General features: G+C 34.6%; 9 protein-coding genes. 5 read left to right on the top strand and 4 right to left on the bottom strand.

The window, feature by feature from the left end; genetic code table 11:
• Positions 1-398: 398 nt before the first annotated feature.
• From WKT09_RS13055 to WKT09_RS13040, 4 genes are all read left to right on the top strand, one after another.
• Positions 399-647, top strand: a complete 249-nt coding sequence (locus WKT09_RS13055) for a hypothetical protein (protein WP_340416451.1) — start codon at positions 399-401, stop codon at positions 645-647.
• A 257-nt stretch (positions 648-904) separates the two neighbouring features.
• Positions 905-3,229 (top strand): xanthine dehydrogenase family protein molybdopterin-binding subunit, encoded by a 2,325-nt coding sequence (locus tag WKT09_RS13050; protein WP_340416450.1) that lies wholly within the window; start codon positions 905-907, stop codon positions 3,227-3,229.
• Positions 3,226-4,059, top strand: coding sequence for an FAD binding domain-containing protein (locus tag WKT09_RS13045; protein ID WP_340416449.1), 834 nt, complete (start codon positions 3,226-3,228; stop codon positions 4,057-4,059). The genes WKT09_RS13050 and WKT09_RS13045 overlap by 4 nt, the downstream gene beginning before the upstream one ends.
• A gap of 5 nt (positions 4,060-4,064) precedes the next feature.
• Positions 4,065-4,523, top strand: coding sequence for a (2Fe-2S)-binding protein (locus WKT09_RS13040; protein WP_340416448.1), 459 nt, complete (start codon positions 4,065-4,067; stop codon positions 4,521-4,523).
• Between the two features lie 53 nt (positions 4,524-4,576).
• Here WKT09_RS13040 and WKT09_RS13035 read toward each other — a convergent pair whose 3' ends face one another.
• Complete coding sequence (locus WKT09_RS13035) at positions 4,577-4,984, bottom strand: hypothetical protein (RefSeq protein WP_340416447.1); 408 nt, start codon at positions 4,982-4,984, stop codon at positions 4,577-4,579.
• Between the two features lie 469 nt (positions 4,985-5,453).
• On the opposite strand from WKT09_RS13035, the gene WKT09_RS13030 reads away from it, so the two are divergent.
• Positions 5,454-5,879: a DnaD domain protein gene (locus WKT09_RS13030; RefSeq protein WP_340416446.1), complete on the top strand. Its 426-nt coding sequence runs from the start codon at positions 5,454-5,456 to the stop codon at positions 5,877-5,879.
• 102 nt (positions 5,880-5,981) lie between these two features.
• Here WKT09_RS13030 and WKT09_RS13025 read toward each other — a convergent pair whose 3' ends face one another.
• Genes WKT09_RS13025 through WKT09_RS13015 form a run of 3 tightly spaced genes read right to left on the bottom strand, consistent with a single transcriptional unit; the run spans position 5,982 to position 12,656 of the window.
• On the bottom strand, positions 5,982-8,540 hold the full coding sequence (locus WKT09_RS13025; protein ID WP_340416445.1) for a pPIWI_RE module domain-containing protein: 2,559 nt from the start codon (positions 8,538-8,540) through the stop codon (positions 5,982-5,984).
• Positions 8,537-11,551 (bottom strand): pPIWI_RE_Z domain-containing protein, encoded by a 3,015-nt coding sequence (locus tag WKT09_RS13020; protein ID WP_340416444.1) that lies wholly within the window; start codon positions 11,549-11,551, stop codon positions 8,537-8,539. Before WKT09_RS13020 ends, WKT09_RS13025 begins: the two co-directional genes overlap by 4 nt.
• Positions 11,511-12,656 (bottom strand): restriction endonuclease-related protein, encoded by a 1,146-nt coding sequence (locus WKT09_RS13015; RefSeq protein WP_340416443.1) that lies wholly within the window; start codon positions 12,654-12,656, stop codon positions 11,511-11,513. Before WKT09_RS13015 ends, WKT09_RS13020 begins: the two co-directional genes overlap by 41 nt.
• Positions 12,657-12,995: the final 339 nt, after the last annotated feature.

Raw genomic sequence — 12,995 nt, 5'->3', positions numbered from 1 at the left:
GAATTATGGTGTATTTCCGCAAGTGTAACGCATTTTTCCCATTAACTTGCGGAATTATCGTTTATTTACGCAAGTGTAACGCTATTTTCCTATGAACTTGCGGAATTATCATTTATTTACGTAAGTGTAACGCTATTTTCTCATGAACTTGCGGAATTATGGCGTATTTACGCAAGTGTAACGCTATTTTCTCATGAACTTGCGGAATTATCGTGTATTTACGCAAGTGTAACGCTATTTTCTCATGAACTTGCGGAATCAAAAGCGACATCCCTAATCTGCAACAAACTATCATAGATAAAGTTCTATTAATAGAAATCTCTCCATATATATGAGTTGGGGTTCTCATTGGAAATAATTTTGCGGAAGAGGAAGTATTAGAGGAAATCAATCAATTAATGAAACAGGGTGTATTTGTTTATATTATTAGCCAAATGCTCGGAACGGTTGTTGGTAACCAAGGAACACCGTTAAAAGTAGATAAAACTTTTTTAACATCCAGCCCATATCTACTAAACGCGCTTTATCTCGTCGGTGGAGATTTTGCCAATGAAAAACAATCCTATCAAGACATCATGTATTATACCGATGTCATGTACCAGCATTTTAAACCAATCGGTATCACAACTGATGCAACACCCCTCTGAAAATTCATCAACAAAACCATCTAAATGGTGTCATTTTCGCAAAAGATAATCCGAATTTCGCGGAAGAGTTTCTCGTAGCAATTGCTAAAAAACGGTTCTGGGATCGAACATAAACGATGACATACCCGTATGATGAAAGGATGCAGGACTCCCCTGTATCCTTTTTTAACCTTCTATTTTTCAATAAGCACGTATACTTTTATAAAAAGAGTGTATTTTAACATATAGACAATCTATATGTAGAGGTGAAAACATTCATGGACTGGATGATTGGAAAAAGCATTCCTCGAAAAGAAGCAGAAGAAAAAGTAACCGGAGCGGCTAAATATACCGATGATAGGTCAGATGCTCAAATGTTACACGTAAAATTAAAAGTTAGTACACATGCACATGCCAAACTAAAGAAAATCGATACATCAAAAGCTGAAAAAGTGACCGGAGTACATGCCATCATCATCGGGGAATCTTTGCCATTAACAGGAACAGATATAAAAGACAGGCCGATTTTAGCTTATAAAAAAGTACGCTATTTTGGAGAACCAATCGCAGCCGTCGTTGCAGAACATCCATACATTGCCGAACAAGCGGCAGCATTAATCGAAGTCACCTATGACCCATTACCAATAATCAACACGACAGAAGAAGCGATGAAACAAGAAGCAACTTTAGTACATGAAAACTTAGCAACCTATCATAAAACAGACAAAGTATTTCCCGAAGCAAATTCAAATATCGCAAATCGTGTCAAAGTTCGTAAAGGCGATATTCAAAAAGCGTGGCTACAATCGCATATGACAATAGAAGAAAATTACGTTGTTCCACCTTCAGACCATACTGCAATCGAAACAAGAAGTGCCATTGTAGAAATAAAACCAGATGGCACGGTAATGATTACATCCACAACCCAAGCTCCTTACGGTGTCAAATCAGAATTCAGTGAAACATTCGAACTGGAAGAAGGAAAAATTATTGCAACGACTCCACTTGTCGGAGGTGCCTTCGGTGGAAAAGTTACTACTCAGTTGGAATTAATCGCCTATATCGCATCCAAAGCAGTAAACGGAAAATGTGTAAAACTTACCTACACACGAGAAGAAGACATGCTTACTGCCCCTGTTCGCATGGGATTAGATGCAAAAGTAAAACTCGGCGCCACGAAAGATGGCAAACTAACTGCCGCCGAAATTACATATTTAATCGATACTGGTGCTTATGCTGATAAAGGAACATTGCTAACAACAGCCGTCGCAGCAACATGTACAGGTCCATACAAAATAGACCATATTCGATGTGACGCGATTTGTGTCTATACGAATCATCCGTATATTACTGCATATCGTGGCTTTAGCCATTCAGAAATTTTATTTATGTTTGAACGTGCCATGGATACATTAGCAAAAAAACTCGAAATGGACCCATTACAATTTCGAAAAAAGAATGCGATCGTTAAAGGTAATACATCCCCTACACAAACAGTATTAAATGAAAGTTCTGTCGGAAATTTACCGAAATGTATCGACCAATTACAAGAGATGATGAATTGGAAAGAAGGAGTCACCATCCCTATTGATGAAAGGAAAATACGTGTAAAAGGAATGTGTTGCTCCTGGAAAACATCGACTATTTCTGGTGCCAGTTCTGGTGTTGTTTTACTTTTTAATGCAGATGGAAGCGTCAATATTTTATCCGGTATTGTAGAAATCGGGATGGGGACAAAAACGATCCTCGCACAATTATTAGCCGAAAGATTGAAAATGGATATAAATAATATCCACGTACAAATGGATGTTAATACAAAAACAATCCCAGAACATTATAAAACTGTCGCCAGTAGAGGTACACTACTCGCTGGCCGTGCTTTATTAAAAGCCGCTGATGATGCAGTCGAACAATTACGTGACATTGCTTCACGTGTTCTCACCTGTTCCCCTGAAGATTTAGAAGTTGGATATGAAAAAGTATATGTACGTGATGATCCAACTACATACGTCTATATAAAAGATGTCTGTTACGGGTATCAATATTCAAACGGAAACTCTATCGGTGGACAAGTAATTGGTAAGGGGAATTACACGATTCGTCACTTATCACATTTAGACCCTAAAACAGGTAAAGGTAAAACAGGACCAGAATGGACTGTCGGCGCTCAAGGTGTTGAAATAGAATTCGATCAACGTGACTTCACTTACAAAATTTTAAAAGCTTATTCTGTCATCGATATTGGTAAGGTACTGAATTATAAAGCAGCACTAGGACAAGTGATGGGCTCTATGAGTATGGGGTTAAGCCATGCAAGTGCCGAAGCATATGAATTTCGGGAAGATGGAACAATGAACATACCAAAATTAAGAACATACGGTCCATTACGATATGGTGACCATCCCGAATACATTGCGAAATTCATTGAAACAGCACATCTTGACGGCCCATATGGTGCACGAGGTGTCGGAGAGCATGCATTAATCGGTATGCCTGCCGCATTAGGCAATGCATTATCAACTGCAGCCGGAGTCGAATTAAATCAATTGCCACTCACACCTGAAATGATTTGGCGCAAAAAAGTAGGTGACAAATTTTTATGATCCCATACAATTTTGAATATTATAAGCCGACCACAATGAAAGAGGCGACAAACCTTTTCCAATCTTTACTGCAAGAAAACAAGTCACCTATTTACTTTGCTGGGGGAACAGAAATAATTACGCTAGGAAGAATGAACAAAATAGTTACCGATGCTGTCATTGACATTCATCATATCCCGGCATGTCATATATTAGAACAAGATGATACTTGGCTTACATTGGGTGCTGCATTATCCTTGACTAGCATAAAAGAGATGAAAAAATTTCCCCTATTAGAAAAAGTCGTATCTGAAATAGCAGACCGAACATCACGAAACAAAATTACATTAGGTGGTAATATTTGTGCAAACATTATTTACCGGGAAGCCGTTCTTCCATTTTTACTTACGGAATCATATGCGGTTATCGCAACGCAACACGGTTTAAAAGAACGACCGTTCCAGGAGTTGTTCGATCAAACATTGCAATTAAAGGAAGGAGAATTCCTTGTTCAAGTGAAAGTAGCGACAAAAGACCTTGCCCTCCCATTCTTTACCGTAAAAAAACGCCGTCAATGGGGTGTTGGTTATCCTTTACTTACCATTGCTGCCATTTTGAAAGAAACACACATCCATACAGCTTATAGCGGTTTATATGCCTATCCATTTCATTGTGAAAAAGTGGACGCACAGCTGAACAAACCTAATACAGAACGAGCTAAACGAATAGAACATGCCCTACAAGCATTTCATAAAGAAATCTTACACGATATTCATGGGTCTGATACGTATCGTAAATTTGTTTTAAAAAATGTCTTAACAGATGTCATCGACACTTTAGAAAAAGGATGAGCTAAATGGAAGAACAAGTAATAACATATCAAATTAATGGCAGGGAACGAACCTTTCATGCACGTAATGCTGACACGATGCTCTATGTCCTAAGGGAAAAACTTGGATTGACTGGGGCAAAACCAGGCTGTTTAAACGGGGATTGTGGTGCCTGTACAATTGAAGTCGATGGAAAAGTCATGAAATCTTGCCTTATGCTTGCGATTGAAGGACATCAAAAAAAGATTACAACGATTGAAGGGCTTCACCAAACACCTATACAAGAACAATTTATTGAAAACTTTGCTTTTCAATGTGGTTATTGTTCTCCTGGATTTATTATGAATTGCCATGCGCTTGTCAATCAACTACCAAATGCATCTGATAGCGATATAAAAGAATGGTTAGAGTCTAATATGTGTCGTTGCACAGGGTATAAGGAAATGGAGGAAGCGGTGAAAGCAACAATTAAAAAAATGCAATAAACTATGCATTGCAACCATTTTTTCATACAAAACGTGACGTCCTTTACGGAACGTCACGTTAAATCTTGTTTAAAGATACGCATTCTTGGAGTAAAAATAAATAAGGCAAGCACCGAAATAATGACAATATGAACGACTGTATTCATTTGTTCATTATTTAACAGTGGGCCAAGAACAACATCAAAAACTTCATGATTAATAAAAACATATATAAAGCCAGTCGTAATCCAAGCAATCATATAATGGAACAGTCCAGCTATCCGCGGAAACATGCTCGTCCCCAGCACAACGATTATCCCATAAACAATACCTATAAGAACGAACAATAAAACATCCCAAAAATATACAGCCTTCCCACTCGCAATAGATACAAACCATTCATTATGGGCATAATAAATTGAAAATCCACCTATCACTAGCACATCCACCACAACGGCCATTACATAACCTAATCTAATCATCCAGGTAACTAATCGAAGGAAAAGTAATATGAAAGCTAACACATACAATATAACAAAAAGCATGTATCTTAACCTACCTTACATTTTATGTATAAAAATATGATACCATATTTAAAACTGGAAAGTCAGGTACAGAATATAAGACATCATCTCCCTTGAATAGCATGCTTTTTCTATAGAACTACCACTTCTTTTTCTTTCAACCGCTCTGTCTCTATTTTTAATATTTGTTGATTCATTACAATCAAATAGAAATGAAAAAAGTTATGTTCAAACAATCATTTGTTTTCAAGACTATTTTATGATGATACGATGGAAGTGATGAGACAAATTTAATTAGAAAATCTTAAAGATGAGAATGATGGTTTCAAATTACGGTATCGTATGAAACAACTATACAAAACAGTAAATGTACAAAGAAATGCATCTTATTGTTAAAAAACGATACAAGTAAAGGATGGTATTTGTTATGATAGAGGAGAAAAAAATGGATCAATTCATCGAATATATAGAGACGATTACACCTGAAGAATTAATCGGAGAATTGACACAGAGCAAACCAACGAAAAGTGACCTCGATATTATTACAGGCATTCGTGAACAAGGTGTAACGGATCCAGTTGTGAATGCAATTTTGCATTATATGTTATTAATAAATAAAAGTATTTCCTGGTCCTATATTCATGAGTTGACGAACCATTTCGTACGTCAAGACATAAATACAGCGAGAAAAGCGATCAAATATTTCCAAAAACAACACGAACAAATGAAACGACCAAATAACTCTGACAGTCACATCGATGAGCCAACATTGAAAGAGGGTATTTTACAAGCAATTGAAAAAGGATATAACAATGAACAGTTAGGACAATATGTAAGAAGTTTATTCAAATGATACAATATTAAAGTTCATTTCTTTCCGGTATGTATTATGTTTTTATGAAGATGCTTGTGAAATGATATATGCCCCTAGAAAATATATTATAGGGGCATGTATTTAAGTCTCTTCTATTTCATACTCAAACGGAAAAGTTAACTGTTCTACTTCTAGTTCATTTAAAGAAATTTTTTCTGAAAAAGAATGATCTTCTTGGTTAAATATTCCTGTTCCATTTCGGCTACTTTTTGCTTGTAGAGAAAGATAACTTCTAAACACTTTATTTAAATGTAGAGGATAAGGTTGTATTGTCCCCTTGTCTGAAGTAAGGGAAGCACGTCTTAACCAATGAACAATTGTTGCAATTTCATCACTTTCTTCCACAGATTCACAACCTAATACAACTAATTCCACAAGTGATTGTTGTACTAAAAAACGGGACGGAGCTCCATATTTAATGGTATTTTTATGGATAGACCTCATATTATCCATTCTTAAAGCAATAGAATAATACAATTCTTCGTTTGTTGTGAATAATCCACTATTATAGTTTAAATAACCTTTACTTTTATTCCATATTCGATATTGTGGTATTTCTTCATGATTACTTATACGAACAATTCGAATTCGGTTCCTATATTTCTTAGAAACCAATGATTGAATTTTTGGTAGCAATTGACTTATATGTTTGTTCGTTACTTCTTTCATCTGATAACTTCTATATACCTCGTCTATCATAAAGATAATTTTTTTGTCTGTTTTCTCTGCTACTTCTTCTAAAGACTCCCCGATAAATTGTACAAAAGATGTCACCATCCATGCAGCATCTTTTCTTTTTATGAATGCATGATCTCGGTGAGTGTGGAATTGTAATAGTGCTTCGTGAAATAACTTCCATCCACTTCCTTTCGTTGTAAATAATTTCACACGTAACGGTTCCTCTAAGGAAAACTGACTGACAACCGGGATAGATGAACTACCTTTTTGAATCATCCCGGCGGAAAATATAATATGCTCATCTAATTTCATGTTTCTTACCCGAGGTGGACAAATTCCTATATTATTCAATAAATCTTTCATGCTATTTCGTAACCGTTGTATAGCTTCACCTTCTATTTTCCGGTCACTTTTTTCTTGTATAGGATGAATAAACTGTGTTAGTCTCCCAGTTCTAGCAAAGCTTTCTTTCAATAGTTGTTTTGGGTCATAATATTTCCCATACTTATGGGGTTCCTCTATTTCAATTAAAGATAAAATAAGTGTATTTTTCTCTAATGAAATATCATTTAATTGATCAATTGTCGCATCCATATATGTACGAGCTTTTTCATTTTCGCTTCGTGCACGAATGATATTAGTTGGATCCATTTGTACGATATCTATCAACACTATATTTTTTCCATCCGTCTTTAATATAAATTTATTTGAATCACCAATTTGTTTTTCTAACAAGTCTTCATTTTGCTCTATAAAATGCTCCCGTAAGGATTCTCTTCCCCATATCTCAAGTCGAATATGACGTAAATCTTCATTCGGTACAACAAAAGGTGTCTCATTATTGCCATTACGTAATTGTGTTCGCTTTACTTCTCTCCCTTTTTCCAATAGGTGCAAATATGGAAAACATTCCTCAACTAATTCAAATAAATAATGCTTTTCTCGTAAACCAATTCCCGCTTCTGTTTTCATTAAAGATTTATTTATAAACACTTGATCACTATAAACAGGTAAAACTTTCATAGACCCCTTAGAAAAGGATAATGGATCCTTTAGAATTTCTTCTGGTTTATAAGAAGTTAATGTCCCAAATGCGCGTTGTTTCATAAATTGGCGTATACCTTCAGTCCACTTTAACGTTCCTGCTCTTTTTTCATATTGCCAATGAGCAAAGGTGGAGGCATTTTCCAATAGTGAACTTTCAAGTTGGATGAGCATTGAACCACGCCTATTATATCTAATATCGTGAATATCCCTTATTCCATTTGTTATATACCTACGTATGCCAAATTTTACATTTAAGATGCCTTCTTCCAATAATTTAGCACGATTTTGATAAGAAAATTTAATTATATAAGAATAGCGTTCAGATGGGACACCATTATAATCAGTATTTTGTATCACATCACTCATACATTCGTACTTATTATTAAATTTTATTGGATAAAAGGATACCTTTTCATTTAAAACTGAAAAGTCTCTCACCTCTTTATTATTCGGATTTATATAGAGATGTTTTTTTCCTGATGCTGCAAACTGATAAGAAAAAAATGCAGGGATCCAATTATAATAGATTTCTTTCTCCATGTCTTCAACATGTTGTATTCTTTCCCACTTTATTTTCTGTAACTCATTTGAAGGTGGGAGGACTTGATCGAAAGATACAAGAAATTGCTTATATAATAGTTGCAAGAATGCTTGTTCAATTGGTTCAAAACTTAATAACCAATACTTTTCATTTCGAATATTAGCATAAAAAATAGATGGGAACGTTCGTTTAATTGTTTCATTCAATTGATACATATAAAAGTTGAATTTCTTTTTATCCTTCTTTTCTTTCCAAATACTTAACCAATCTTTCGGAAGTTGTAAATAGTAAATTGGATGATTATCGAAAATTTTTTGAATGACTCCTCTGTTTATTTCAAAACTAAATAATTGAATATGGTTTTCTTCTTTCACTTCCATGCACCTACTTTCAAATCATGTAATCCATTTATAAATGGTTCATACAATAATTGAAAATGTGGATCTTCCTCATGTAATACCTTTTTCCAGTAGTCGATCATTGTTGGATTATTTTTTTCATCATAGAAAAACTTTGCATCACAGTAAAATACACGGGCATCTGTCCCCCCTCTTAATAACCTACCAATTAATTGCCATACCGGAATTAACGTAAATAAAGCTAACACTGTACGTTCTGATTCGTTTAAATAATTCCACGTTCCTTTTTCCTGATGCATCTTATGAAACAATGCATTACTATCCTTTCGCATTTTTCGCAATGCAGCAACACCTGTTAATTGTTCTCTCTTGATTTCCTGAATCATTTGCGGATATAAACTATGTAAATATTGAACGAAGTATGGTAAGTTATTAGGCGTTGGATATGGTCTCGTTAAAAAATATACGGAACCAAATAAAGACTTATTAGAATTTGTTTGTAATATATTATAGCCCCGATTCATCGCAAGTAATGGAGCAACAAATATTTCTTCTTTTTCTTTGTGTAAATCCTTCAGTTTAGAACGGTGAAACGTTTTTGGCTCCAATGAGTTTTCTCTTCTATCTAACACTAAATAATTATCCTTTAATGTTCCTTGTTTACTTAATGCCTTTTGGACAACCTCTACATCTTGATAACTGTTAACAATGAGTAAAATACGTCGCCTTTCCCCTCTTTCTTTCCAATAGAGGAGTTCTTTATCTATATGAAAAATTAAAGCTTCAATCATTTTTTCTAATGCTAGTGGACGTTTGGATGTAGGTTGACCAGAAACATATAAAAATGTTTCTTCCTCACGAATTGGCAACATGAATTGTTCCACTTTCGGTAATGGAGCTACAGACGACAATGTCCAATGAACAGCTGATTCTACATGGTAATGCGGAGATCCTTTTATATAACTAGTACCAGATAAGTAAATAACAGTTGGTCCCGCAGTTCCTTTTAAAGGCTTGTACATTTGATGCCAGTTATACAACAAATCCATTCCCATCCCTTGATACATTTGTAGTTTAATTTGTGTTGTGTTATCATTACGCTCCAAATAAAATCCATATTTCAAACCTGTCATTGATTCACGAATAAGCGGTAAAAATGCAGATACTTGATCAAACACTAGTTGATGATCTGGTAACTGATATTTGTGAAACATATATCGATTCGTTTGAATATAATGGAGTGCATGCTGAATGTTTGCTAAATAAATATATACATATAATTTATCGATTTGTTTATATGTTTCTTCTGAAGAAACAATCTGTACACCATGCTTTTCAATCCAACTTAGTGCCATTGATCGTTTATCTTCTTTCGATGTTAACCTTCCTAAATAACTCAATGGCTCTCCAGAGTGATAGCTAGCTTTTTTCGCATATTCTTTTAACTCACGCTCCATTTGTATACTACCATCTAGTGAATGAACAAGATGATATCGTAATCGAGATAAATATGTCACTTGACGAGCCATGTATTCTTTAATATGTACATTTTCATTTATCAACTGATACAGTTGTTCTGTGTTATGTGATAAATGAGATGTCATATAACGCCAACTAATCACTTCATCAATCGGTTCATACCTTTCATTATTCGACAATGCTAATGCGTCCATTTGTAATTTATTTGTCGGACTATTTCCACGTATATATAACGGCACTTCAGTAATAAATTTATTTTCAAACATACCTTTTGTTTGATCCGCTTCATCTACAAATATAACGTCAACAAGATCATATGCTGCTTCATACAATGTTCGTTCATAAAGATCTATCATCGGTGGTAGCGTCATCGATAATAGTGCGGCCTCTGTTGTAATCCACACTTCCGCCTCATGCATCTGATTCATTGCTTCATATTTTCCACAATGTTGTGCTAACGGACAAAGATACACACCCTTTTTTTCTGGTTCCATTAATTGCTGGCACGGTAAAAATGGTTCATTTTCCTGTTCCATCGTAAAATCATCTGCAAGATTCCGAATTATACAATCCCCTGTTAAATCTTTATACGCCAGTTCATCGTCAATATCCGCAACAGACCGAACTTGATGACGCGTAATAATTTGTTCAAAATTGTACCATTGTCGCCGAATACTAGATATAACAGCTACATGTATTCCTAATTTACGATAAACATTTGCTTTTTCATAAGCGTCTGCAACTGTTCTTTCAATAATGAGCACACGTGCCCCTTTCTTTTTTACCGCGTTATACGTCATAACATCACGATAAGTTGATTTTCCTGCACCTAATCCCCCTATAATATGATGCACTCCACTACTCGGCTGAATTTGCTTCAATGTAAAAGACTTTATCCTCTCTTGCCAACTTGTTGTGCCATTTCTAGATTTAGAGTCCATTTCTTTTACAGTACGCTGCAATTGTTCTGACGTCATAATAGGTACATGTACTTTAGTTTTCTGTGCCGGTAACGACAACTCTGTATTCTGATACAAATTAGACGGAATTTTCCCTATAAAAGATTTTGTTTCCCCACGTTCAATTCGTTCATATTGAAAGACGTCTCCTTTTAAATAACGTTTTTTTGTTTTCTCAGGAAAAACTGGTTCACATAATTCCGTTCTATAATCCTTTTTACGGTCTTTATAAAAAAGTGCTGTTTTCGATATCGGAAATTTTTCCTGACGTAAACAATGAAATAAGCGGAATTCATCCTTAACTTTTTCATAACTTTCACATACTTGATGCCACCTGTTTTCCCCTTTATAACCATGTAACAGTACACGCAATTTCGAAATTATTTCTTTTTCCTTTACTACTGGTACTATCGGCGAATCATGTCCTGTTAAAATAATCCACGCATCTCTAATGCTTATGTTCATTTCCATGAGACGAATACCCATCCCCATTAATTCAACGGCAACTATATCTTGTACAACTATTTTTGATAAATAAGTGAATTTCTTATGAGTACTTTCGACTAATTTTTCGAAAGATTGGCTCATCTTCTTCGTCACCTACCATCTTCAAAAAATTTTTCTCATCTATAATATACACTTCAGGTTCAAACCATTCCGCTTCCATTTTAAAATCATTTAACAGATTGTATACTTCCATAACATATTGATTATTTCTTTGTTGCTGTTCATAAGGAATGACATAAATTACTTCCTCATCCCTTGTCTCTCCCTTGCTTTGTATTTCTTTCCATATATCCCGTGCAAGTGTAGATGGATTCTTATAATCTTTCATATCAATTTTGAAAGAATGGTGATTCTTTTCTGCATATAAATCATAAACATCAACATTTGGATACATCTGCACTTGATAGCCGAGTGCTTGTAACCTTTTATTCATTCTATTTTCAGAAATTCCTGGTATTAATGTGAATCGTTGAATACCTGGTTTCAGGCGAATAAATTTTAATGCATAATACTGTTCTTCAAAGGGTACACCATGCTGTAAATTTGCTCTCTCTTCACATGGACTACCGTAATTGCATTGCCACTTTTGCTTTGCTGCATTATAGGATAGAGTCCAATGACAGTAAGGACATTTTCGATAATCTTGTATATTTTTAATAGATTCATAACATTCTTTTATATAATTAACCAAAGTCTTATCTGTTATTTCTAACAAAAATGTATCTAATTTACTAACAGTTAATACTGCATTTTCAGGATTGGATAAAAATAAACGAATAGTTGTATATACATTATCATCATCTATATTTTCTTTACAATATGCATAAATTTTTCGCATTGACAGTTGCTGATAATGATTTTGTAAATGGCGTAATGGAATTTCGTCTGCATGTTTATCTATCACGTATAGCAATTCATTTGCCTCATGCACTGGTCGTAAATGGGAGTCAATCATCGGTGAGTTTTCTGGGTAGTATTTTCCTATCTTTTCAAAGCCCCAATTTTTAGCGGGTTTTCGTAGAAGGTGGATAAGTTCTTGATAGTTTTTTGGGGGGATTACATTCTTTTCGTGGCATTCACGAATAAATTGTTGATAGCCATAATGAATGAACTCATGTATTTTTCTTCGATCTTCATCTGCATATTTCTGGAAGCCGGCAATTAAATAAAGTAATGCCTCATCCATTTATTCTTCCTCCTTTTCATATACAAGAACATCTTATATTTAAAATATCATATGTTATTTTCATTTTATAAATTTCTTCCACTTTTAAAGAGCACATTGACACTTCGTATACTCAATTTATTACACTGATTATACAAAAAGTTAAGAATATATTCAATTCCTGTTGGAATAACGATGACTGCTGTACCAGATGAAAATGTTAAGGAAGAAATGATTAAATGGGGAAAGCATCTACAAGTTTATCTTTTGAACATTGCCCATTTATTCGATAAATAATTAAAAAGTATTCCCTCATTAATCTAGATTCACATAAAAAACCGCCCCATTTTTTTAAAAATG

The organism is Pseudogracilibacillus sp. ICA-222130 (assembly GCF_037892545.1).
In the GTDB taxonomy this organism is placed as follows: Bacteria; Bacillota; Bacilli; order Bacillales; family Amphibacillaceae; genus Pseudogracilibacillus.
The sequence above is the reverse complement of the archived record's forward strand: the minus strand, read 5'-3'. Positions and strand labels throughout refer to the sequence as shown.